General features: G+C 65.0%; 22 protein-coding genes and 1 tRNA gene. 15 read left to right on the top strand and 8 right to left on the bottom strand.

All coding sequences use genetic code 11. The annotated features are described in order from the left end of the window. Positions 1-7: 7 nt before the first annotated feature. Positions 8-223: a hypothetical protein gene (locus AAFG13_RS27060; RefSeq protein ID WP_212312621.1), complete on the top strand. Its 216-nt coding sequence runs from the start codon at positions 8-10 to the stop codon at positions 221-223. Between the two features lie 385 nt (positions 224-608). On the opposite strand, the gene AAFG13_RS27055 is transcribed toward AAFG13_RS27060, so the two are convergent. After that, positions 609-695: transfer RNA gene (locus tag AAFG13_RS27055), tRNA-Leu, on the bottom strand. Between the two features lie 148 nt (positions 696-843). Here AAFG13_RS27055 and AAFG13_RS27050 point away from each other — a divergent pair. Further along, positions 844-1,812, top strand: coding sequence for a complex I NDUFA9 subunit family protein (locus tag AAFG13_RS27050; RefSeq protein ID WP_342708729.1), 969 nt, complete (start codon positions 844-846; stop codon positions 1,810-1,812). A 191-nt stretch (positions 1,813-2,003) separates the two neighbouring features. Here AAFG13_RS27050 and AAFG13_RS27045 read toward each other — a convergent pair whose 3' ends face one another. After that, entirely contained in the window at positions 2,004-2,810 is an 807-nt protein-coding gene (locus AAFG13_RS27045) for an undecaprenyl-diphosphate phosphatase (protein WP_212312625.1), read from the bottom strand. Between the two features lie 262 nt (positions 2,811-3,072). Between AAFG13_RS27045 and AAFG13_RS27040 the strand changes: the two genes are divergently transcribed. The 3 genes from AAFG13_RS27040 to AAFG13_RS27030 are packed head-to-tail and all read left to right on the top strand — an operon-like array spanning position 3,073 to position 5,736. Next, complete coding sequence (locus AAFG13_RS27040; protein ID WP_212312627.1) at positions 3,073-3,765, top strand: glutathione S-transferase family protein; 693 nt, start codon at positions 3,073-3,075, stop codon at positions 3,763-3,765. After that, complete coding sequence (gene queG, locus AAFG13_RS27035; protein WP_342708728.1) at positions 3,714-4,904, top strand: tRNA epoxyqueuosine(34) reductase QueG; 1,191 nt, start codon at positions 3,714-3,716, stop codon at positions 4,902-4,904. Before AAFG13_RS27040 ends, queG begins: the two co-directional genes overlap by 52 nt. 34 nt (positions 4,905-4,938) lie before the next feature. Beyond that, complete coding sequence (locus AAFG13_RS27030; RefSeq protein ID WP_212312631.1) at positions 4,939-5,736, top strand: acyl-CoA thioesterase domain-containing protein; 798 nt, start codon at positions 4,939-4,941, stop codon at positions 5,734-5,736. A gap of 128 nt (positions 5,737-5,864) precedes the next feature. Here the strand turns inward: AAFG13_RS27030 and AAFG13_RS27025 are convergent, their stop codons facing one another. Further along, complete coding sequence (locus AAFG13_RS27025; protein WP_212312633.1) at positions 5,865-6,332, bottom strand: nuclear transport factor 2 family protein; 468 nt, start codon at positions 6,330-6,332, stop codon at positions 5,865-5,867. 180 nt (positions 6,333-6,512) lie between these two features. Continuing rightward, positions 6,513-7,358, bottom strand: a complete 846-nt coding sequence (locus AAFG13_RS27020; protein ID WP_342708727.1) for an alpha/beta hydrolase — start codon at positions 7,356-7,358, stop codon at positions 6,513-6,515. A 228-nt stretch (positions 7,359-7,586) separates the two neighbouring features. On the opposite strand from AAFG13_RS27020, the gene infC reads away from it, so the two are divergent. The 3 genes from infC to rplT all read left to right on the top strand — a co-directional run bounded on the left by infC (position 7,587) and on the right by rplT (position 9,157). Beyond that, positions 7,587-8,126, top strand: a complete 540-nt coding sequence (gene infC, locus AAFG13_RS27015) for a translation initiation factor IF-3 (RefSeq protein WP_092126381.1) — start codon at positions 7,587-7,589, stop codon at positions 8,124-8,126. A 393-nt stretch (positions 8,127-8,519) separates the two neighbouring features. Further along, positions 8,520-8,720: a 50S ribosomal protein L35 gene (gene rpmI / locus AAFG13_RS27010; protein WP_008539890.1), complete on the top strand. Its 201-nt coding sequence runs from the start codon at positions 8,520-8,522 to the stop codon at positions 8,718-8,720. Between the two features lie 77 nt (positions 8,721-8,797). Beyond that, positions 8,798-9,157, top strand: coding sequence for a 50S ribosomal protein L20 (gene rplT, locus AAFG13_RS27005; RefSeq protein ID WP_029081033.1), 360 nt, complete (start codon positions 8,798-8,800; stop codon positions 9,155-9,157). A 2-nt stretch (positions 9,158-9,159) separates the two neighbouring features. On the opposite strand, the gene AAFG13_RS27000 is transcribed toward rplT, so the two are convergent. Then, the gene (locus AAFG13_RS27000) at positions 9,160-9,570 is read right to left on the bottom strand and encodes a hypothetical protein (RefSeq protein ID WP_342708726.1); all 411 of its coding nucleotides are present in this window, start codon (positions 9,568-9,570) and stop codon (positions 9,160-9,162) included. A gap of 195 nt (positions 9,571-9,765) precedes the next feature. Here AAFG13_RS27000 and pheS point away from each other — a divergent pair, with 195 nt between their 5' ends. The 4 genes from pheS (at position 9,766) to AAFG13_RS26980 (ending at position 15,268) form a co-directional block, all read left to right on the top strand. Further along, complete coding sequence (gene pheS / locus AAFG13_RS26995) at positions 9,766-10,848, top strand: phenylalanine--tRNA ligase subunit alpha (protein ID WP_212312646.1); 1,083 nt, start codon at positions 9,766-9,768, stop codon at positions 10,846-10,848. A gap of 81 nt (positions 10,849-10,929) precedes the next feature. Beyond that, on the top strand, positions 10,930-13,338 hold the full coding sequence (gene pheT / locus AAFG13_RS26990) for a phenylalanine--tRNA ligase subunit beta (RefSeq protein ID WP_212312648.1): 2,409 nt from the start codon (positions 10,930-10,932) through the stop codon (positions 13,336-13,338). 179 nt (positions 13,339-13,517) lie between these two features. Then, a complete protein-coding gene (locus tag AAFG13_RS26985; protein ID WP_342708725.1) occupies positions 13,518-14,294 on the top strand; it encodes a sulfite exporter TauE/SafE family protein in 777 nt (258 codons plus the stop codon). A 29-nt stretch (positions 14,295-14,323) separates the two neighbouring features. Beyond that, positions 14,324-15,268, top strand: a complete 945-nt coding sequence (locus tag AAFG13_RS26980; protein WP_342708724.1) for an MBL fold metallo-hydrolase — start codon at positions 14,324-14,326, stop codon at positions 15,266-15,268. Positions 15,269-15,659: 391 nt separating this feature from the next. On the opposite strand, the gene AAFG13_RS26975 is transcribed toward AAFG13_RS26980, so the two are convergent. After that, positions 15,660-17,069 (bottom strand): NAD(P)/FAD-dependent oxidoreductase, encoded by a 1,410-nt coding sequence (locus tag AAFG13_RS26975; RefSeq protein ID WP_342708723.1) that lies wholly within the window; start codon positions 17,067-17,069, stop codon positions 15,660-15,662. A 198-nt stretch (positions 17,070-17,267) separates the two neighbouring features. Between AAFG13_RS26975 and AAFG13_RS26970 the strand changes: the two genes are divergently transcribed. Continuing rightward, a complete protein-coding gene (locus AAFG13_RS26970; protein WP_249132627.1) occupies positions 17,268-18,149 on the top strand; it encodes a YiiX/YebB-like N1pC/P60 family cysteine hydrolase in 882 nt (293 codons plus the stop codon). A gap of 152 nt (positions 18,150-18,301) precedes the next feature. Then, the gene (locus AAFG13_RS26965; protein ID WP_342708722.1) at positions 18,302-19,927 is read left to right on the top strand and encodes a glycosyltransferase family 39 protein; all 1,626 of its coding nucleotides are present in this window, start codon (positions 18,302-18,304) and stop codon (positions 19,925-19,927) included. Here the strand turns inward: AAFG13_RS26965 and AAFG13_RS26960 are convergent, their stop codons facing one another. Then, positions 19,928-22,087 carry a TonB-dependent receptor gene (locus tag AAFG13_RS26960; protein WP_342713402.1) on the bottom strand — a complete coding sequence of 720 codons (2,160 nt, stop codon included), beginning with the start codon at positions 22,085-22,087 and terminating at the stop codon, positions 19,928-19,930. It abuts the gene before it with no gap. 202 nt (positions 22,088-22,289) lie between these two features. Here AAFG13_RS26960 and nikR point away from each other — a divergent pair, with 202 nt between their 5' ends. Beyond that, the gene (nikR, locus tag AAFG13_RS26955; protein ID WP_092120903.1) at positions 22,290-22,727 is read left to right on the top strand and encodes a nickel-responsive transcriptional regulator NikR; all 438 of its coding nucleotides are present in this window, start codon (positions 22,290-22,292) and stop codon (positions 22,725-22,727) included. A 104-nt stretch (positions 22,728-22,831) separates the two neighbouring features. Here nikR and AAFG13_RS26950 read toward each other — a convergent pair whose 3' ends face one another. Beyond that, positions 22,832-23,779: a hydroxymethylglutaryl-CoA lyase gene (locus AAFG13_RS26950; protein WP_342708721.1), complete on the bottom strand. Its 948-nt coding sequence runs from the start codon at positions 23,777-23,779 to the stop codon at positions 22,832-22,834.

Below are 23,779 nucleotides of genomic sequence, written 5' to 3'. Positions count from 1 at the left end.
CGCTGGAATGAAGATTGGGGATAGGGTTGAAGTCGTGGCAGTTCCGGAGGCGCTGCCGGAAGACATCGAAACGCGGGTACTATTCATGAGGTGCCTCGGCCGTCATTTTCCGATTGTCGATCTCAAGGGACGCCTGGTCGAGCTCGAAGTCGGCGAGGTCGTCCAGGAGCCAAGCTACATGCACTCCGTTTGGATCGAACGAGATCACGTCCGTCTCGCCTGACGCTGGAAAATGCGCAAACGGTCGCGATCACCGCAAACTGAGGCCGATGCGGCCGAACTCAGCTTGCGCGAACTGAATAGCTGGATCAGCCGCGCCGAATTTCGGGCATTGCACCTTGAGCTTTCTGCCTCGCTAAAGAAGTCGGCAATGAAACGCTTGGTGTGGCTCGAAGCCCAACGGGAAAGGCTTCAAGGTGTGCCTGCCCCTGATCGAGGCATAGTCTGATTTTCCTCAACGCCAGGCGGGAAACCAGTCACTCCAAATCGGGGATTCGGCGCACAGAACGAAGCGAATGATCGCTGTCGCGCCGCGCCCCCCGGCGGGTCACGGCTTCGCCGCACCCACCCTCCGGATGCTGAGCGATTTCAATCGCTTAAAAAGGGGGTGGTGCCCAGGAAAGGACTCGAACCTTCACGGCCGTTAAGCCACTGGCACCTGAAGCCAGCGCGTCTACCAATTCCGCCACCTGGGCATGTGGAGCGGCTTAGTAAGGATCGGTTACGCGCTTGTCAAATTCGCGATTGGAAATTCAAATAGCCTGTACAGGATTGGGCTGATGGCGTATCGCGAGAGGCTCTAAACACGCCCAATCGCTCTCGAATCCGGCAGGAATGGACCTCATGGCATCGAACCTGGAAACGCTCGTCACGGTATTCGGCGGATCGGGTTTTCTGGGACGGAACGTGGTCCGGGCGCTCTGCAAGCGCGAATACCGCGTGCGAGTCGCGGTGCGGCGGCCTGAACTGGCCGGCCATCTGCAGCCGCTCGGCCGCGTCGGGCAGATTCATGCCGTCCAGGCCAATGTGCGCTACCCGGCCTCGGTCGAGGCGGCGATGCGTGATTCGCATATCGCCATCAATTTGGTCGGCATCCTGGCCGAGGGCGGCGGGCAGAGTTTTGACGCCGTGCAGGTAAAGGGCGCCGAGACCATCGCCAGGGCGGCGGCCGCCGTGGGCGGGCGGATGGTCCACGTCTCGGCGATCGGGGCCGATAGGGATTCGCTGTCGGGCTATTACCGCGCCAAGGCGGAAGGCGAGCAGGCGGTGCAGGCGGCCCTGCCGCAGGCCACCATCATGCGGCCGTCGCTGCTGTTCGGGCCCGAGGATCAGTTCACCAACCGCTTTGCGGCGCTGGCGCGGATGTCGCCGGTGCTGCCGCTGGTCGGCGGCGGCATCAACAAGGTGCAGCCGGCCTATGTCGCCGACGTCGCGGACGCCGTGGCCGATGCCGTGGACGGCAAGGCGAAGCCGGGCGGGACCTACGAGCTCGGCGGCCCGGAAGTGCTGACCATGCGCGAGGTGATGCAGATCATCCTTCAGATCACCCAGCGCGACCGCATGCTGGCGCCGCTGCCGTTCGGCCTCGCCAAGCTGCAGTCGTATGTCCTGCAATTCGCGCCGGGGCCGTTCACGCTGACCCCGGATCAGGTCGCGATGCTGCGCTCGGACAATGTGGTATCCGACGCCGCCAAGGCCGCCGGTCTCACTTTCGCGGGTCTCGGCATCACGCCCGATTCGATGGAAGCGATCGCCCCGCAATATCTCTGGCGCTTCCGCGCGACGGGGCAGTTCCAGAAGAAGAGCGCGTAGGCGCTCTCATTCGTCGTCCCGGCCAAGCCAACGGGTCGCGCGAACGCGCGCCCGATGACAGGCTCCGCGCGAGCCGGGACCCATAACCACAAATGCTGCGGGTGTAGAGCGCTGGGGCCACAGCTCTTCGCGACTGAAATAGCAGTGGTTATGGGTCCCTGCTTTCGCAGGGACGACAGCGGAGCGCGCCTTTACCGTCCCATCGCCAGCGCGATCAGGCCGAGCGTGCCGACGATCACGCGCCACCAGGCGAAGAACGTGAAGCCGTGGCGGGTGACGTAGTTGAGGAACGTCTTCACCACGACCATTGCAACGATGAAGGAGACCACGAAGCCGACCGCGATGACGCTGAGGTTGTCCGACGAGAAGTCGGCGCGGTTCTTGTAGAAATCATAGGCGAACGCGCCGACCATGGTCGGGATCGCGAGGAAGAACGAGAACTCCGCTGCCGAGCGCTTGTCGGCGCCGAGCAGCATCGCAGCCACGATGCTGGCGCCGGAGCGCGACACGCCGGGGATCATCGCCATGCACTGCGCGACACCGATCCAGAAATACATCAACAGCGGGAACCGGGTCGCGTCGTCCTCGTACACCTTGAGATCGAGCTGATCGACCCAGAGCAGGACGGCGCCGCCGACGATCAGCGTGAAGCAGACCACCCACGGATTGAACAGGAATTCCTTGATGTATTTGCCGGCGATCAGGCCGATCACGACGGCGGGCAGGAACGCCACCAGCACGCCGATCACGAAGCGACGGTCGTCGGGATTGGAGAACATGCCGAGCGCGACGCGCCACAATCTGGTGAAGTAGAGTACGAGGATCGCGAGGATCGCACCGAGCTGAATCAGGATCGCGAAGCTCTTCCAGAAATTGCCTTCGCCGAGATTGAAGAAGCGTTCCGCGAGCAGCAGGTGGCCTGTCGAAGAAACCGGCAGGAACTCGGTGACGCCCTCGACGATGCCGAGAATCACCGCCCGCAGCATATCCGTCATCATGATCTGATCTGCCCTGTGTGGAAAACCGAATTCTTCTCGCTTATTCGCACATAGGCCGCAATCGCAAAGAATCGTCAAACAATGGGTTACCCGGCCGATTTGCTGGGCTATAGCGTTTTTGTGACCCGCACCATCGGCGGGGGTGGCTACCGGTTTGCGTGCCGACGCGACATAGAGACGAGCGGAACTGGTCCGGCCAATTCACAGGTCAGGTCACACAGGTTGATGGTTTCTTAAGCGCCACGACACTACCAAGGGCTTCATGTATACGCTGTATCACCATCCGTTCTGTCCGCATTCGCGCTTCATTCGCCTCGTGCTCGGCGAGTATGGCCTCGATCTGCGCCTGGTGGAGGAACGGGTCTGGGAGCGGCGCGAGGCGTTCCTGGCGCTCAATCCGGCGGCAAACACGCCGGTTCTGATCGCCGAGGGTTTTCCGCCGATTCCGGGGGCGCCTGTGATCGCCGAATATGTCGACGAGACGCACGGCCTCGATGCCGGCGAGCGGCGGCTGCTGCCGACCTCGACGGCCGAGCGCGTCGAGGTGCGCCGGCTGATGGCGTGGTTCAACGAGAAATTCTTCGAGGAAGCCTCCAATCCGCTGGTGACCGAGCGGATCTACAAGCGCTTCATGAGCGAGGACAATGGCGGCGGTCCGCCGGCGCCCGACATCATGCGCGCCGCCAAGGTCAATGTGCGCTATCATCTGAGCTATATCGGCTGGCTGGCGAAGACGCGGAACTATCTCGCCGGTGACCGCCTCACCTACGCGGATCTCGCCGCCGCGGCGCATCTCTCGGCGATCGACTATCTGGGCGACGTGCCATGGAGCGAGGACGACGCGGCAAAGGCGTGGTACGCGCGGGTGAAATCCCGCCCGTCGTTCCGTCCGCTGCTCAGCGAGTGGCTGGCGGGGGTGCCGGCGTCGCGCACCTATGTGGACCTCGACTTCTGAACCAGGCGGTCCGGCTCTCTCCGTCCGATCTCAAGGCCGCCCTTCAGCGCGAGGCGCGCGCACTCGGCTTCGATGCCATCGGCTTCACCGATCCTGATGCGACGCGCGAGGCCGGACAATATTTTTTGGAATTCCTCGGCTCCGGCGGCCATGGCGAGATGGACTGGCTTGCGGCCAATCCGGAGCGGCGCACGGACCCACGCGTGCTGTGGAGCGGCGTGCGCTCGATCATCATGCTCGGCGTCAATTACGGGCCCGACGATGATCCGCTCGAAATTCTCGCGCGCCGGTCGCATGGCGCGATCTCGGTCTATGCACAGGGCGACGACTATCACGACGTGATCAAGAAGCGGCTGAAAATTCTGGCGCGCTGGCTCGCTGCTGCGACCGGCGACGAAGTGAAGGTGTTCGTCGACACCGCCGCGGTCATGGAGAAGCCGCTCGCACAAGCCGCCGGCATCGGCTGGCAGGGCAAGCACACCAATCTGGTGTCGCGCGAATTCGGCTCGTGGCTGTTTCTCGGCGCGATCTATTCCGCGACCGAGCTGCCGCGCGATGAGGGCGAAGCCGATCATTGCGGCAGTTGCCGCGCCTGCCAGGACATCTGCCCGACCGCGGCGTTTCCTTCCGCCTACAAGCTCGATGCGCGGCGCTGCATCTCGTATCTGACGATCGAGAACAAGGGTCCGATCCCGCACGAATTCCGCAAGGCCATCGGCAACCGCATCTATGGCTGCGACGATTGCCTCGCGGTGTGTCCGTGGAACAAGTTCGCGATGGCGGGCCGCGAGCAGAAGCTCGCCGCACGCGACACGTTGCGCGCGCCCGCGCTCGCCGATCTCGCGCGGCTCGACGATGCCGCGTTTCGCGCGCTGTTCACGAAATCGCCGGTCAAGCGCATCGGCCGCGACCGCTTCATCCGCAATGTGCTGATCGCGATCGGCAACTCCGGCGACGCAAGCCTTGCCGGCGAGGCGCGGCGCCTGCTCGACGATGCAAGCCCGCTGGTGCGCGGCGCGGCGGTGTGGGCGCTGTCGCAACTGATCGCCCGCGACGCGTTCGCAGCGCTGGCGTCACGCGCCGGCGGCGAGCCTGACATCAGCGTGCAGCAGGAGTGGCGTGCGGCAGCCGCCTCTTGATTTCGTCGCGCCGTTCCCGTCATGGTCGCAGACCATGACAAACCAGCCCTTCTTCACCAGAGATGGCGACGGCTTCATGCCGACGTCAGTTGCCAACGGTCCGTGGAGCCCGGAATCGATGCACGGCCGCGTCGTAATCGGCCTGCTCGGCTTCGTCATCGAGGAGCGTCACGGCTCCGACGATTTCGTCCCGGCACGGCTCACCGTCGACATGTTCCGGTTGCCCAACATCACGACGCCGGTCGAGGTGACGACGAAGCTCGTGCGCGATGGGCTCCGCATCAAGGTGATCGAGGCCGAGTTTGTCTCCGGCGGCACCAGCATGGCGCGCGCCTCCTGCCAGTTGTTGCGCAGGACGGAAAATGCGCCCGGCAATGTGTGGTCGCCGCCGAACTGGAACGTGCCGGCGCCCGCGGAGATTCCGAAGCCGGCCGATCCGAGGCTCGGCATGAACGGCAAATGGGAAACGCGGCCGATCGCAGGCCACATGGGCTCGCTCGGCGAGCGCAGGCTCTGGATGAGCGAAGTCCGCGAGCTCGTCGCGGGCGTGAGGATGACGCCGTTCGTCCATGTCGCGACCGGCGCGGATTTCGCCAGTCCCTTCGCCAATGCCGGCGACCAGGGCCTCGGCTACATCAACAGCGACGTCACGATCTATCTGCACCGTTTGCCGGTGAGCAACTGGATCGGCTTCGAAGTCGTCAACCATCACGCCACCGACGGCATCGCGATCGGCGAATGCTGGCTCTATGACGAGCAGGGCCCGATCGGCACCTCCACCGTCGCGGCGCTCGCCCAGCGCAAGCCGATGACCAATCCGCCGCCGCCCTGATCGTCATTCCGGGGCATCGCGCAGCGATGAACCCGGAATCCATTTCTCGGCCAGGGCATGCGGCCCGATGGATTCCGGGCTCGCGCTTCGCGCGCCCCGGAATGACGACAGAGAAATTGCGGCTTCGATCAATCCAAATGCCGCTTCATCTCCGGCCGGGCCCGCAGCGCGGCGCCCTGCTTGCCGACGATCTTGGCGATCCGTTCCGGCGCGAAGTTCAGGTCGACGAAGGCGGGCGCGGTGTTGGCGACCTCGTGGTACTCCGTGATCTTGCCATCGCGCAGCCGCATGATCGCGACACCCTCGAACATCGCACGCGCCCCCTTGGCTTCCGGCAAGGTCGAGCGGTAGCTGAACGTGTAGCGCGCGTAGAGCGTTTTGCCGTCAGTGACGGGGTCGTGCATCACCCAGCGGAAATCGGTCGCGGTCCGGTAGAACCAGTCGTCGATCATCTCGGCGATTTTGGCGTGGCCCTCGAACGCACCGTAGAACACGTCGTGGTAGACGCCGTCCTCGGTGAAGAGGCTCGCGAAGGCCTTGCCGTTGCGCTGTTCGACCGCGTCGCAGAACGCGCGCAGCATGCTTGTTGTATCCATTGCGTTTCTCCCCGGTGCGTGTGGCCATCCTTCGAGGCTCGCCCAGCAGCGCAAGTGCGCTGCAAGGCTCGCACCTCAGGATGACGTCCCTATCCGTAGCCGTCACCCCCGCGCAACGGCGAAGCCGTTGTCGCTGGAGGTGGCCGCTTCTTCAGCGGCCCTCGAAGGGCGGCGGCGTGGCTAAATCTCCGCCACTGCGGCGATGATCCGCGCGATGTCCTGCGGCCGCGACAGGCGGTGATCGCCGTCCTGGATCATGGTCAGCACCACGTCCTCGGCCGGCAGCCGATGCACCAGCGCGAACGCATGCTTCCATGGCACGTCTGGATCCTGCGCGCCCTGCAGGATGCGCACCGGGCAGCCGACGTCGATCTTGCTTCCGAGCAAGAGGTGGTTGCGGCCCTCCTCGATCAGATTGCGGGTGATCGGATAGGGCGAGCCGTCGCCATAGTCGGAGGGCCTGAGCCAGACGCCCTTGGTCTCGATCTCGGCGCGGATCTCCGGCGAGAAGCCCTTCCACATCAACTCCTCGGTGAAGTCGGGCGCCGGCGCGATCAGCACGAGGCCGGCGAGCTGGGCTTTGCCGCCGCCGCCCGCATTGCCACGTCTGGCGATCTCGCGCGCCAACAGCAGTGCCATCCAGCCGCCCATCGAGGACCCGATCACGACCTGCGGCCCGCGGCAGAACTGCGAGAACACCGCGACGCTCTCCTCGAGCCAGCGGCCGATCGTGCCGTCGGCGAAGTCGCCGCCGGATTCGCCGTGGCCGGAATAGTCGAACCTGACCGAGCTGCGGCCATGCTGGGCCGCCCATGCATCGAGCGCGATCGCCTTGGTGCCGGTCATGTCGGATTTGAAGCCGCCGAGCCAGAACAACCCCGGCGCGCCACTTGTGCTGCCGGGCGCGCCACTTGCGCTGCCGGGGCCGCCGCCTGGACGGGCGCGCACCGCGATCCGACGCGCCCCAAGGCCCTCGCCGACCTCGATGAAGGCGGGTTCCTGCTCGGATGTGGCGGTTTGGCTCATGGTTTGGTCACTCGCGTGTCAGAGACCTGCTTTTCAATCGTCGCGCGGCAGCGGTCAACGGCAGCAGGCCCGCCTTGCAGAGCAGGCGCGCCCGCTATATGTGCCGGGCGTGGCTAAAATGCCTCGCAATTGACGGTTTTGCCGCGTAAAAGAGCGAGTTCGCTTGCCCGTCGCAGCGTCTTGCTTCAAAATATCCGCCTTCCCTTTCACAACTTTGGAGAGTTACCCATTCGCCGTCCCAATAGAGCCCCGCCCACAGTCGCAAAAGACGGGCCGCGCACCAATGATGAGATTCGCAACGCGCAGATCCAGCTGATTGATTCAGATGGTGTCAACCAGGGCACCGTCGAAACCATGGTGGCCATCAAGATGGCCATGGAAGCCGGCATGGATCTCGTCGAGATTTCGCCGAACGTCAGTCCCCCGGTCTGCAAGATCATGGACTACGGCAAGTACAAATATTCCGCGCAGAAGAAGGCCGCCGAAGCTCGCAAGAAGCAGAAGGTCGTCGAGATCAAGGAGATCAAGCTCCGCCCGATGATCGACGATCACGACTATGACGTGAAGATGCGCGCGATGCAGCGCTTCTTCGAGGAAGGCGACAAGGTCAAGATCACCTTGCGCTACCGCGGTCGTGAGATGGCGCACCAGGAGATCGGCACCAAGCTCTTGGACAAGGTGAAGGCCGACGTTGCCGAGTTCGCCAAGGTCGAGCAGGACGCGAGGTTCGAAGGCCGCCAGGTCGTGATGGTGCTGGCGCCGCGCTAATTCGAATTCGTCGCTTTGCTGAAAATGGAGCAGCTCGTCAGACCCTCTGGCGGGCCGTTTCTTTTCGTAGCCCGGATAGGGGCTCCCGTAGCCCGGATGGAGCGCCAGCGTAATCCGGGACGGTGCGTCCGCGGCTCGACCGGCCCCGGATTTCGCTCCGCTCCATCCGGGCTACGGCTCCGTAGTTTGGCTACCTGAAACGTTGCAAAATCGCCGATCCTCTGTCATAAGCCGGGCCTTCGCCGCCCGGCTGATCAAGGGCTGCCGTGGCGACGTTCAGTGCAGGTTCTTTCAATTCGGAAAAAACCATAGCACTTTCAACGCTCTAACGAGCATTTTAGCCGGCCGAACGCCTCTTTGGGCGATATTCGTGTTGGGCGACAGGAGAGCTAAATGCCCAAGTTGAAGACCAAGTCGGGCGCTAAAAAGCGCTTCAAGGTGACTGCCACTGGCAAAGTCATGCACGCCCAGCGCGGCAAGCGCCACGGCATGATCAAGCGGACGAAGAAGCAGATCCGTCAGCTCCGCGGCACCCGCGTGCTGTTCAAGACCGACGGCGACAACGTCAAGAAGTACTTCTTGCCGAACGCCTGATCGCGCTCATCTGCTTGAACCCGGCCGCGCCTGGCGCGGCGCCCCGTCACTTCTTCTAGATCTCAAGGATTTCCGTCATGTCTCGCGTCAAACGCGGTGTGACCTCTCACGCCAAGCACAAGAAAGTTTTCAAGGCCGCCAAGGGCTATTACGGCCGCCGCAAGAACACCATCCGCACTGCCAAGCAGGCCGTCGAAAAGGCCGGCCAGTACGCCTTCCGCGACCGCAAGCGCAAGAAGCGCACCTTCCGCGCGCTCTGGATCCAGCGCATCAACGCTGCGGTCCGTCCGTTCGGCATGACCTACAGCGTGTTTATCAACGGCCTCTCCAAGTCGGGCGTCGTCGTCGACCGCAAGGTGTTGTCGGATCTCGCGATCCACGAGCCGGTTGCGTTCCAGGCGATCGCCGAGAAGGCCAAGGCCGCGCTGGCTGCCTGATCCTAGCGGGCCTTCTGGACCGCTTTCAGCGCCTTCTGCGAATAGCGCTGGGCGACCTGCGCCCGGCAGAACGCCGTAAACGAGATGTACATGGTGCCGGATTCATTCCGGTACTTGCGGTCGCAGACCTGCATCTCGTGCTGATACGCCCGCTTCGGCGCACCCTTGAGGCCGGACAGGAAGTCCACCTCGCATTTCTTCTCGACCACGGCACCGAACTGGACGTCTCCGCTGGCGCCGTATTCGCACGCCTCGAAGATCTTCATCGCGCGGTTGCAGCTCGGCGCCTTCTCCAGCACCGCGATGATGTCGTCCATCTGGGTGGATTTGGCGGGACATTCCTCGGTCGCGGCATACGCCGTGCCGAGCATGAACAGGACCGCCGGCACGGCCAGGCAAGATCGCAGCAACATCGCGTGGGTCTCCTTGAACTCCCCTTGGGTAGCCCGACCTCCGCGCGGGGTTCAATGCAGTCGGCCACAAGCCCGAAATGACCGGCTTTTTGCTTGACGTTACGGCCTTCGGGCGGCGACAACCCAGCCGAATTTTGGCGCATGGTTCGGAAGCCGGCTCTTCCCGCCGGATCATGCTCAGCGCAGGAATTGACCGTGTCCGACCTCGCAACCCTCGAAACTTCCATCCTCGACCAGATCGCCTCGGCCGCTGACGAGGCCGCCCTCGAGGCGGTGCGCGTCTCGGCGCTCGGCAAGAAGGGCTCGATCTCGGCGCTCCTTGCGACCCTTGGAAAAATGTCGCCGGAGGAGCGCAAGACCGAGGGCGCGAGGATCAACCTTGCCAAGGATGCGGTGACGCAGGCGTTCGCTGCCAGGCGCGACGTGTTGAAAGCGGCCGCGCTCGATGCGCGCCTCGCCGCCGAGACCATCGACGTCACGCTGCCGCTGCGCGAGACGCCGGCGGAGACCGGCCGCATCCATCCGCTGAGCCAGGTCTGGGACGAGCTCACCACGATCTTCGCCGATATGGGCTTTGCGGTCGCCGAAGGTCCCGACATCGAGACCGACGACTACAACTTTACAAAACTGAACTTCCCGATCGGCCATCCGGCGCGCGAAATGCACGACACCTTCTTCTTCAATCCGAAGGAGGACGGCACGCGCATGCTGTTGCGCACCCACACCTCGCCGGTGCAGGTGCGCACCATGCTGAGCCAGAAGCCGCCGATCCGCGTGATCTGCCCGGGCCGCACCTATCGCATCGACTCGGATGCGACCCACACGCCGCAATTCCACCAGGTCGAGGGCCTCGTGATCGACAAGGGCTCGCATCTCGGCCACCTCAAATGGATCCTGCACGAGTTCTGCAAGGCGTTCTTCGAGGTCGACCACATCAACATGCGGTTCCGGCCGTCGTTCTTCCCGTTCACCGAGCCGTCGCTCGAGGTCGACATCCAGTGCCGCCGCGACAAGGGCGAGATCCGCTTCGGCGAGGGCGAGGACTGGATGGAGATTCTCGGCTGCGGCATGGTGCACCCGAACGTGCTGCGCGCCTGCGGCATCGATCCCGACATCTACCAGGGTTTTGCCTGGGGCATGGGCATCGACCGCATCGCGATGCTGAAATACGGCATCGCCGATCTCCGCCAGCTGTTCGAGAACGACATCCGCTGGCTCAACCACTACGGCTTCAAGCCGCTCGACATCCCGACGATCGCTGGCGGGCTCAGCACGTGATGTCCGCGCGTGAGCGCGACATTGCGAAACGAGCGACCAAGTTAATCTAGTCAACACCAACAAGAACCGAGGCATGCAGCCGTGAAGTTCACCCTCTCCTGGCTGAAGGAACATCTCGAGACCGACGAGCCGCTCGACAAGCTCGCCGACAAGCTCACCATGATCGGGCTTGAGGTCGAGAACATCGAGGACAAGGCGAAGGCGCTCGCGCCGTTCACCATCGCGCGCGTGATCTCGGCCGAGCAGCATCCGAATGCCGACCGGCTGCGCGTCTGCATGGTCGACACCGGCGACGGCGGTGCGCCGGTGCAGGTGGTGTGCGGTGCGCCGAATGCGCGTGCCGGGCTGATCAGCGTATTCTCGCCGCCCGGCACCTACATCCCGGGCAAAGACATCACGCTGGGCGTCGGCACCATCCGCGGCGTCGAGAGCCGCGGCATGCTGTGCTCGGCCGCCGAACTGCAGATCTCCGAAGACCACGACGGCATCATGGAGCTGCCGGCCGACGCGCCGCTCGGCAAGGGCTATGCCGACTGGGCCGGGCTCGGCGATCCCGTCATCGAGATCAATTTGACGCCGAACCGGCAGGACTGCACCGGCGTGCACGGCATCGCGCGCGATCTGTCCGCCGCCGACATGGGCAAGTTCAAGGATCCCGGCATCAGGCCGATCAAGGGCGAATTCCCCTGCCCCGTCCAGGTGAAGGTGGAAGATGCCGCGCTGTGTCCAGGCTTCGCGCTGCGGCTGGTGCGCGGCGTCAAGAACGGTCCGTCGCCGGAATGGCTGCAGAAGCGGCTGATCTCGATCGGCCTGCGCCCGATCAACGCGCTGGTCGACATCACCAACTTCATGACCTACGACTGCGCGCGTCCGCTGCACGTGTTCGACGCCAGCAAGGTGACGGGCAACCTCAGCGTCCGCCGCGCCAAGGACGGCGAGACCCTGCTCGCGCTCGACGGCCGCACCTACACGCTCGACAGCAATGTCTGCGTGATCGCGGACGAGCACGGCGTCGAGTCGCTCGCCGGCATCATGGGCGGCGAGGCCTCGGGCTGCGACGACAACACGACTGACGTGCTGATCGAATCGGCGCTGTGGAACGAGATCAACATCGCGCAGACCGGCCGCAAGCTCGGCATCAATTCGGATGCGCGCTACCGCTTCGAGCGCGGCGTCGATCCGGCCTTCATGGTGCCCGGGCTCGAGCTCGCGACCAGACTGGTGCTGGAGCTGTGCGGCGGCACGCCGTCCGAGAACGTCGTGGTCGGCAAGCAGTTCGGCGAGGATCGCGTGGTCGACTTCCCGCTCAGCGAGGTCAAGCGTCTCGCCGGCATCGAGGTGCCGCTGGTCGAAGTTAAGCTGATCCTCACCCGGCTCGGCTTCATGCTGGCCGGCAACGGCCCTGTCGTGAAGATCGCGATCCCGTCCTGGCGCACCGATGTGCAGGGCAAGGCCGACATTGTGGAAGAGATCGTGCGCATCGTCGGCGTCGACAAGGTGCCGATGACGCCGTTCGAGCGTGGCGAGGAGCCGCGCAAGCCGGTGCTGACGCCGATGCAGCAACGCACCCGCCGCGCCAAGCGCGCGCTCGGCGTCCGCGGCCTGGTGGAAGCCGTGACCTGGTCGTTCATCACCAATGACGCGGCAAAACTGTTCGGCGGCGGCCAGAGCGAGCTGGTGCTCGCCAACCCGATCGCGGCCGATCTCTCCGACATGCGGCCGAGCCTGCTGCCCGGCCTCGTCGCGGCGGCTCAGGCCAACATCAATCGCGGCTATCCCGATGTCGCACTGTTCGAGGTCGGCCAGGTGTTCCGCGGCGACCGCCCCGAGGACCAGCTCGTGGCCGCCTCCGGTGTACGCCATGGCTACGCCTCGTCGAAGGGCATCGGGCGGCACTGGACCGGCTCGGCCGCGGCGGACGCGATGGATGCCAAGGCCGACGCCTTCGCCGTGCTGGCGGCGGCCGGCGCGCCGATGCAGGCGCTGCAGATCGTGCCGGGCGGTCCTGCCTGGCTGCATCCGGGACGTTCTGGCACCATCCAGATCGGCCCGCAGAACGTGCTCGGCACCTTCGGCGAGCTACATCCGCGTGCGGCCGAGGCGCTCGGCGCCGACGGTCCGATGATCGTGTTCGAGGTGATCCTCGAGCGGATCCCGGAAGGCAAGCAGAAGGCGACCCGCGCCAAGCCGGTGCTGGAGCTCTCGGCATTCCAGCCGGTGTCGCGCGACTTTGCCTTCATCGTCGATCGCGGCGTCAAGGCGGGCGACATCGTCCGCGCGGCGCAGAATGTCGACAAGAAGCTGATCACCGGCGTCACCGTGTTCGACGTCTATGAAGGCAAGGGCATCGATCCCGACAAGAAGTCGATCGCAATCGCCGTGACCATCCAGCCGCGCGAGAAGACGATGACCGACCAGGAGATCGACGCCGTCGCCGCCAAGGTCGTCGCCGAAGTGACGAAGAAGACCGGCGGCACGCTGCGGGCGTGATGGAGTAGAGAGGGCGCGCTCTCGCACCGTCACCCTGCGGAGGCCGCGCAGCGGCCGTCTCGAAGGGTCGACGGCCTAGCTGTTGCCGATTCATCCTTCGAGGCTCGCTCCGCTCGCACCTCAGGATGACGGGTCTGAGTCCATTTGCCGGCCAGCTAGTTGGATCTCGCTATCCTCCCATGACCTCCTTCACCCTCCTCCCCTCCGACATCTCGACCAGCATCGCGCTTGCGATCTGCGCGATTGCGTTCGTGTCGGGCACGGCGCGCGGCTTTTCCGGCTTCGGCTCGGCGCTGATCTTCATGCCGCTGGCGAGCAGCGTGGCCGCGCCGCGGCTGGTGGCGGCGCTGCTGCTCATCATCGACTTCGTCGCCGCCGCGCCGCTGCTGCCGAACGCCTGGACTCATGCCGATCGCAAGGCGACCGCGGTGATGGTCGCCGGCGCGCTGGTCGGCGTTCCCGTCGGCACCTATTTCCTGACGGTGCTTGAGCCCGTGACCACGCGCTGGATCATTTCCTGCTTCGTCGCGGCGCTGCTCGCGCTGCTGCTGTCGGGCTGGCGCTATCGCGGCAAGGATCACGCCGCGCTCTCGATCGGCGTCGGCGGCCTCTCCGGCTTCTGCAGCGGCCTCGCGCAGACCGGCGGCCCGCCGATCGTCGCCTACTGGCTGGGACGCCCGATCTCGTCGGTGATCTCGCGCGCCAATATCGTGCTGTTCTTCGGGGCCTCGGATTTCTTCTCGCTGGTCAGCTATTGGTTCACCGGATTGATCACGGTCGAGTCGATCAAGTTCTCGCTGATCGTCGGCCCCGTCTACGGCATCGGCGTCTGGTTCGGCGCGTCGCTGTTCGGCAAGGCCAGCGAGCAGGTGTTTCGCGCGATCTGCTACGCGCTGATCGCAGCAGCCGTCATCGTCGGCCTGCCGGCGCTTGATGGCATTTTGCGCGGCGGGTAGGGTCCAGAAAATAATCAGGGAGAGAACCGATGATCGATCGCCGCAATGCTTTGAAACTGGCGCTCGGCAGCGCCGCCATGCTCGCAGCCCCGAGCGTGCACGCGCAGGGCGCAAAGCCGCGCACGCGGATCGTGTTCCTCGGCACCAAAGGCGGTCCGCGGGTCGGCAACGGCGCCTCCAATCCGGCCAATCTCGTCGTCGTCAACGACACGCCGTTCGTGATCGATTGCGGCATGGGCGTCAGCCGCCAGCTGGTCAGCGCCGGCGTGCCGATCCCGTCCGTGAAGTACATCTTCATCAGCCACCACCATTCCGATCACAATCTGGAATACGGCAATCTGTTCTACAACGCGTGGGCGGCCGGCCTCTCGACGCCGATCCACTCGTTCGGCCCCAAGGGCATCGAGGCGATGACCAAGGACTATTGGGAGCTGAACAAGTTCGACGTCGAGACCCGGATCGCGGACGAAGGCCGGCCCGATCCGCGCAAGCTGCTGATCGCGAAGGACGTCACCGACGACGGCGTGGTGCTGAAGACGCCTGACGTCACCGTCACCGCGTTCCGCACGCCGCATCCGCCGATCGTCGACAATTTCGCCTACAAGTTCGAAACGCCGGACGGCACGATCGTGTTCTCCAGTGACACCGCCTACAATCCGAAGCTCGCCGAATTCGCCAAAGGTGCCGACGTGCTGGTGCACGAATGCCTCTACATTCCCGCGGTCGATCGGCTGGTGGCAAAGACCAAGAACGGCGCGACACTGAAGAAGCATCTGCTCGACAGCCACACCTCGACCGAAGACGTCGGCCGCATTGCAGCCGCCGCCGGCGTGAAGACACTGGTGCTGAGCCATTTCGTCCCCGGCGACGACCCTGATGTCACCGACGAGGACTGGACACGGGACGTGAAGACGAATTTCAAGGGCCGCATCGTGGTGGCCAAGGATCTGATGGAGCTGAAGCTGCCGGTGTGAGGCTGGGCACGCTGTCCGTTCCTGTCATTCCGGGGCGACGCGCAGCGTCGAGCCCGGAATCCATTTCACCACCACTTTGCGGCCCGATGGATTCCGGGCTCAGCCCTGCGGGCTGCCCCGGAATGACGGGAAGAAAAGCCGCCCCCAATCACTGAGTTGCCCGACGGCGACCGGGATGTGCGACTCAGGTGGCGCCACAGACTCGCCGTCGTCCCTGCGAACGCAGGGACCCATAACCACGAATGGTGATGCTTACGCGATGCTCGAACGACGAGTCGCGTTCACACAACAGCGGCCGCGGAGTATGGGTCCCTGCGTTCGCAGGGACGACACCTGTCGTGCGGCAGCGCTCTACCCACACTCCACCAAGCTGCCTGATCTCACCTAGCCATCAATTCATCGGCCCGGCAGAGCGCGGCGCGCGGCGCTTGTGTTTTGCGACGGGCGCTGCGGGCTCCGGCGTCGTATCCTTCACCCCGCCGATCCTGCGCAGCGCGGCGTCGGCGGCGCGCTCGCCGCTTTCCCAGGCGCCGTCGACCGTACCCCACAGCGTCTCATGCGTGGCCTCGCCCGCGAGATACATCGCGCCGATCGGCTCGGACAGGATCCTGCGGGAAAATTGCGCGCCGGGGACTGCCGCCGACATCGCGCCGAGGATGAAGGGCTGTGCGTTCCAGCGCGTCGCGCTGGTCTTCTTCACGGCAGCGCCTGCCTCGCTGCCGTAGAGCTTCGTCAGCCATTCCACCGCGAAAGCAGTCATCGCCTTCTCGCCCTGCGCTGACAGGTCGCGGCCGAACGAGCCGGCGACGTCGATCGTGCATAATGAGGAGCCCGCGATATTGCCGTAGAGCAGCGCCGTCCTGGTCGAATTGCTCTGCTCGATGATGACGTCGTCGCGCGACAGCCCGAGCGGATTGCCGGGGATCTGCAACGCGATGCGATCGTAGCTGCCGAGGCCGAGCTTGGCGGCGGCGTCGAGCGTGCGCTTCGGGATCTCGGGCGCAAACTTGATATTGCCGCTCGCGAGCACGTTGCTCGACACCGTGACGATAGCGGCGCGCGCGGTGATCTTGCCGGAAGGCGTCTCGACCATCACGTCGCGATTGCTCCACAGGATGCGTTGCGCGGGTGTCGACAGCGCCAGCGGAAGCTGCTCACCGAGTTTCGCGATCAGCGCGCCGAGCCCCTGCCGGCAGGCGATGGCGGTGTTGCGATCCTGCGCGCGCACCTTGTCGACGGCCGAAAGGTCCTTCAGATCCTTGCCGCTGAAATTGGCCCCGAGCAGGAATTCCGCGGTGCCGGCCCAATCGCCGAGATCCTTCGGCATTGCCGCGGCGCAGGCGATATCGGCCTTGCGCGAGGCGTCGTCGATGGCGCGATTGGCGCGCACCAGTGCCGCCAGAAACTCCTCGGTCTCGCTAGGTCGGGCGTAGCGCCGGCCGATGCGGATCTTCTGCCCTGCAGGCGCCGTGACGATGTCGAGGCCCGCGGAGCGCGCCAGCCGGATCATCGGATTGGTTTCGGGATTGTGCATCCAGCGCGCACCGCGGTCGAACGGCACCTCGAAGGTCGATGCATCGGTCTGGCAGCGGCCGCCGACCTGGCCGGACGCCTCCACCACGATCACCTTGCGGTTCGCGGCGGCGATCCGTCGCGCCGCGGCAATGCCCGCGGCACCCGCGCCGATCACCACGATGTCGGCCTCACGCGGCAGCGGCGCAGCGACAGCCCGGCCGCCCAGCACGGGCGCCAGCGCCAGAGCTGCGGACGCCGACAGGAAATCGCGGCGGGTCACTGTCATGACATAGCTTCTGGCATGGTTTCCGGGGACTTGCAGAGAATGGGAACGCTTCGCGAACTGTGCCGCATCTCACCGACCGCAGCAACCATCATGGTAAATCAATCATGATTGATCCGCTGACGGCATGAACTAAATTGCAACGGCTTGCGACCATGATTAAGTGAACGGAAGCGGTCGTAGAACCGCTGGGGGGAATTCATGGGCGTAATGCTCGATACCGTCGGCAAATGGATCGCGGGGTACCTGCAGAAGGAAGTCCCCGGTTACGAGCCGTTCACGCCGAGCGATCCGGACCATCTGCGGGGCATCATGCAGCCCGGCGATGTGCTGCTGGTCGAAGGCAACAACCGGATTTCCGGCATTATCAAATACCTCACGCAATCGACCTGGTCGCATGCCGCGCTTTTCGTTGGACCGATCGACGGCGCGTTCGAGCCTGACGGCGAACAGCATGTGCTGATCGAGGCCAATATCGGCGAAGGCGTGACCTCGGCGCCGCTGTCGAAATACCTGTCCTATCACACCCGCCTTTGCCGGCCGGTCGGGCTGTCCTTCGAGGACCGCACCACGGTGTGCCGTTACGCTATCAACCGCATCGGCTTCGGCTACGACACCAAGAACATCGTCGATCTCGCGCGCTATCTGTTTCCGCTGCCGATTCCGCAGCGCTGGCGGCGCCGCATGATCGCGTTCGGCTCCGGCGATCCGACCAAGATCATCTGCTCGGCGCTGATCGCGCAGGCGTTCGACGCCGTGCGCTATCCGATCCTGCCGAAGATCACGCGTGCTGCCAGCCGCAAGGCGCGTCGCGAGATCCTGCACATCCGCGATTCGTCGCTCTACATGCCGCGCGACTTCGACATCTCGCCCTATTTCGAAGTCATCAAACCCACCATCGTGCACGGTTTCGACTACACGGCCCTGCACTGGGCCGACAAGCAGAAGCCGCTCCAGGAGGTAGCCGGCGAATTCAGTGTGTTTCCAGAGTACAAGTCGCCGCCGCTTGTTCCTGAAGCGATTGACGAAGAGGCGCCGCTTCCGGCTGCGGAAGTGACCGCGGCGGAAACCGCGCCGGTGTGACGGGCGCAGGCGTCAGGCTCGACATGTCGAGCGCTGGCCGCCTCAACCCCGGTCTGGAATCCGTCTCATCGTCCGGCTCCGCCGTTGAGTTCTCGCGCTCGCATCACTAGGGTGCGCGCGCTTCACGCCTGCTTTCATTCGGTAGTTTTACGGTGCTCTCGCTTATCAATTTCTCGGCGATGGCCGTCGCGTCCGACAAGGACCCGGCGCGCTGGCGCCGTCCATTGATCAAATGGCTGGAGGGAATCGAAACCGGGTGGTCGATCCCGATTCTGCTCGTCCTCTTTGTTGCAACCTGGACCACGTATCTCGTCATCGCCTATCTCGGCGCCGGCCTGCATCCGGACGTGCTCGAGACCTGGACGCTCGGCCGGCACCTCGCATGGGGATACCCCAAGCATCCGCCGTTGATGGGCTGGATCACGCGGGGATGGACGGTGATCTTCCCCCTGACCGACTGGTCGCTGCAGCTGATGGCGATGGTCAACGCAGCGTTGGCGCTATGGGCGGTCGACCTGATCGCTCGCCGCTTTGTCCGTGGCGAGAAGCGGGCGATCGTGCTGCTGCTGTTGATGCTGCTGCCGGTCTATCAATTCCATGCCCAGCGCTTCAACGCGAACACGGTGCTGCTGGCGGTCTGGCCGCTGGCAACCTACTGCTTCCTGCGCGCGTTCGAGGCGCCGAGGCAGCTCGGCTGGGCGATCGCGGCGGGGGCGGCCTGCGCACTGGCGATGCTCGGCAAATATTATTCGATCTTCCTGGTCGCAAGCTTCGTCTCCGCAGCCGTGCTGCATCCGGATCGCCGCCGCTATCTGCTGTCGGCCTCACCCTGGATCTCGACGCTGGCCGGCATGCTCGTGCTTGGCCCGCATCTGCACTGGCTCGCCACCACAGGCGCAACGCCGTTCGACTATGCGCTCGCGCATGCCGGCGCCGATCATGTCGCCGCGCTATGGGAAGTCGCCTACTTCATCACGGGCCTGATCGCGGCGCTCGCGATCGCGGCGGTGACCTGGGTGTTCATTGCCGGCCCGCGGCTGGCGCGGCTGCCGGCCGATTTCCGCACGATGAACCCAGGGCTCCGTCTGCTGCTGCTGGTCACAATCGGGACCATCCTGTTTCCGGTGACCGTCTCGCTCGCGATCGGCACCGACCTGCCGTCGCTCTGGGCGGTACAGGGTCTCTTCCTGTTCGTGGTTCTGATCGTGTGCGCAACGAGCTACCCGATCGAGCGCTTCTACGCGGTCAACCTGACCGTCATGGTGGCCGGGATCGCCATTCTCGCGGTCACCGTCGGCGCTCCGATCCATGCCCTCTATCGCAGCGCTTACGGCTATGAAGAAGGCCGCGACTTCTATCACGCCGCCGCGACCGAGCTCACCGCGCGATGGCGCGACGCGGCCGGGACACCGCTCGCCGCCGTCAGCGGCGACGACGCGCTCGCTTTCGCTGCCGCCTTCTACAGTCCGGACCATCCGCACTATGCCCGGCCGTTCGCTTACCAGTACACTTGGGGATTGCCGCGCAAGACCACACTCGATCGCGGCTGGGCCGCATTGTGCTTCGCCGACCAGCTAGATTGCCTGAGCTGGATGAAGCGCACGACCTTGCGCGCAACCGACGTCTTTCGCTCCGAGTTTGATGCCCAGGCGACGCTACTCGGCAGGGCCGGCCGGACACGGCGGGTCGTGATGCTGATCGTACCGCCCTATCGCGAAACACCCCCTGTGCAGCCCGACGTCGAGGATTTCAGCTCGAGCCGCCGCGCGCGCGACTGATCAGAACGTCGCCGCCAGCGTCAGGCGCACGGCAAGCGGCTCGGCGGGATGCACATGACGGTCGCCGACGCCGTCGATCGGCTCACCCGGCAGCCGCGACAGATAGTCATATTCGATCTGGTTGGTTTGCGCGTTGAAGAGATTGAGGACGTCGAGCTGCAGTCGCATGCCGTTGTCGAATTTGTAACCCGCGCGGGCGTTGACGATGAGGGACGACAGCGAACGGACGCTGTCGTCCTCGATCAGCGGGCGCGGACCGAAATAGCGAGCGCGCAGGCTGCCGAACCAGCCGGTGTCACGGCCGAAGGTGACGCCGCCGCTGGCGACGCAGGCCGGTGCGCCGGGAATGAAGTTGCCGACCGGATCATAATCCGTGAAGCGGGCGCGGGTATAGGCAAGGTCGAAATCGAGGCTCATCCACGGCAGCAGTTTATACTGGTTGGTCCACTCGACGCCGACGCGCCGGCTCGGTCGGCTCGGCTCGGTGGTGCCGGCATCGCCGACGAACAGCAGTTCGGAATCGAAGTCGAGCACGAACACCGCGAGCGACGAAGTGAGCCCGTCGATCGCCTTGCTGCGGATGCCGAGCTCGGCGCCCTTCGAGCGCACCAAGAGCGGCGCGCGATCGAGCGGCATCACCTTGTCGTTGGGATCGACGGTGATGGTCGCGCCGCGGATATCATTGGAATGCAGGCCAAAGCCGGCATTGCCGTAGAACTCGGTCTTGGACCAGGGACCGAGCACGATGCCGGCCTTCGGGCTCGTCATCGCCGCCTGCGCGTTGCCGGAATTCTGCGGCGTGTCGCTCAGTACGTGGCCGGCAAAATAATCCTCGCGGACGCCGACCGTGGTGCGCAGCCAGTCGGTCCAGCGCGCGGTGCTATCGGCCCACAGCGCGACACTGCCCTCCTGCACCTGGTCATTGCGCACCGTGGACAGGATCTCGCGCTGCGCGGTCTTGAACAGGCCGACGTTGATGTCGTCGTAGCGGGTCTGCACGCCGATCCGGGTCTGGGTGTCGATTCCGGCGATGCGGACATCGGCGGCGTGGCTGGCGTCGAAGCCATAGACGGTGCGCTTGTCGATCTGGCTGAACTGGTCGCCATTGACGGGGTCGTCGAGAAAATAGGTGAAGTCGTTGTAGAGCTGCAACGACGAGTGGATCACATAGGCGTTGAGCCTGGTCTGCCCGTAGTTGCTGGACTGCGCCCAGTTGCCGGACAGGCTGAAGCGGCTGGAGGTGCCGCCGTCGGTCGGATCGAGCGAACCGTAGCGGCCGATCAGGCCCTGATCGATCGCGCGCTGCGCGACCTGGTCGGTCGAATTCCAGCCGTTGGAATAGGCCATCGCGGTCAGCGAGAAGCCGTCGGTCGCGGTGCCCTGGCTGTAGCGCAGCACGCCGTTCAGCTTGCGGATGTCGTCGGGCACGTCCCACGGGCCGTTGTATTTGTTGGCCTCGAAGGCTGCGAGCAACGTTCCATCACCCACGCGCGTCGAGCCCGCGGCCATCGCGCGCTGATAGAAGAAGCTGCCGGCGGTCAGCTCCACGGTATTCTTCGAAAGCCGGTCGAGATAGTTGATGTCGACCGCGCCGGCAGACGCGAAGTCGCCCTTGTCGGCGTAGTAGGGGCCCTTGCGAACGTCGACCGACTGGATCAGCTCCGGGATCAGGAAGTTGATGTCGGCATAGCCCTGGCCGTGACCATGGGTCGGCATGTTGACCGGCATGCCGTCGACGGTGATGGCGAGATCGGTGCCGTGGTCGAGATTGAAGCCGCGCAGAAAATACTGGTTGGCTTTGCCCTCGCCGGAATGCTGGGTGACGATCAGGCCCGGCACCACCTCCAGGACTTCACCGACGCGCGAGACCGGCCGCGCGTTCACCTCGTCGCCGCTGATCTGCCGCTCGCTGGCCGCGGTCGGCTGCAAGGTGGGAGACACCGTTGCAGAGCCGCCGGTGATTCCGTTGCTTGCGGAGCTGGGTTGGTTCGACTGCGGTGCCGCGGGCTGGCGGCGGCTAGCGGCAACATGGTGCCGACGCTGCGATGGCTTGGCGCGCTTGGGCGGAGCCTGATCGGGCGAGGTCACCGTCACCGGCGGCAGTTGCCCGGGCGCGGGGGGAAGCGTCTGCGCTTCGGCGACCGGCGCGAATGCTGCAATGGATGCGGCGGCGGGAAATATCCGCCAAGCAGTACGACGCAACGCCCATGCCCCCGCATGATACCTGCTACAGTCACGCGACGACCGCACCAGCTCCAACCAATCCCGGCGAAACGACGCTAGCAAGCGCGGTATGATGTTTCAATAAGAATGTCATACCGCTAGCCAATCGAACAGGCATTCGAGCCAACACGGACAGTCCATGCAACGCATCACCATCACCATCGAGGATGATCTGCTCGCGGAGATCGACGCCGCCGCCGAGGCGCGGGGCTATCAGAACCGCTCCGAGATCATCCGCGATCTCGCGCGCGCCGGCCTGCAACAGAGCGCGGAGGACGCGCCGTCAGGGCAATGCGTCGCGGCACTGGTCTATGTTTACGATCACGCCGCGCGCGATTTGTCGAAGCGGCTGGTGCAGAATTTCCACGGCCATCACGACCTGTCGCTGGCGACGCTGCATGTCCATCTCGACGACGACAGCTGCATGGAGGTGACCGCGCTGAAGGGCCCGAGCGGCGAGGTCCGCCATCTCGCCGATCACATCATCGCCGAGCGCGGGGTTCGTTACGGCCGCGTCGTGATGATTCCGACCGCGGCGGACAAGAAGCCGCGCAAGCGGGGGCATCGGCATGATTGAGACCTCGTAGCCCGGATGCAGCGCAGCGCAATCCGGGACGGTCCACCCGCGGACGCAAGACTCCGGATTTCGCTTCGCTGCATCCGGGCTACGCGAACAATTCGCTACGCCGCCCTCGCCTTGGTGCCGCGCGGCAAGCCGGCGCGGGCGAGGCCGCCATAGAGCTGTTCGTTCGGCATCTCGGCTTTCAGGATCGCGCGCACCTCGACCAGCCGGTCGAGATCGACGCCGGTCGGAAATCCCTTGCTCTCGCACAGGAACACGAGGTCCTCGAACACGACATTGCCGGTCGCGCCCGGCGCGAACGGGCAGCCGCCGAGGCCGCCGAGCGACCCGTCGAGCACGCGGGCGCCCTCATCGAGCGCGGCGGAGGCGTTGGCGATGCCCATGCCGCGGGTGTCGTGCAGATGGACGCAGACGGGCTTCGCGCCTGCGATCTTCACCGCGCCGCGCGTCAGCTCGCCGACCTGCTTCGGTCCGGCATAGCCGACGGTATCGGCAATCGCGACCATGTCGACGCCGACCTCATAGAGCTTCTCGGTGAGGCGCAGCACCTCCTTCGGGTCGACCGCACCCACGATCGAGCAGCCCAGCCCCATCGAGATCGCGGCATTGACCAGCGGCTCGTGCGCGCTGGCGTCGCGCAGCTCGCAGAGACGCTTGATATTCTCGATCGCGGACTCGCGCGAGCGGTTGGCATTGGCCTGGCTGTGTTCCTCGGTCGCCGACACCACCGAGGCGATCTCGGCGACACCGGAGGCCAGCGCCTCGTTGACGCCGCGCTCGTTCAGCGCCAGCGCGACGCCGTGCGCGCCGGGCAGCGCGGCGATCGTCGCGATGACATCGCGGACATCGACGAATTGCGGAAAGGACTTGGCCGGCAGGAAGGAGCCGACCTCGAAATGCCGGACGCCGGCGGCATATTCGTCGCGCAGCCAGCGCTGCTTCGCGGCGGTCGACGGGAACGTCTTCACGAGCTGCAGGCCGTCGCGCAGACCGACCTCGCGCAGGCTCACCTTGTCGTTGGGATAGATATCGTGGACGCGGGTCAT

It is taken from the genome of Bradyrhizobium sp. B124 (genome assembly GCF_038967635.1).
Taxonomy (GTDB): Bacteria; Pseudomonadota; Alphaproteobacteria; order Rhizobiales; family Xanthobacteraceae; genus Bradyrhizobium.
The sequence above is the reverse complement of the archived record's forward strand: the minus strand, read 5'-3'. Positions and strand labels throughout refer to the sequence as shown.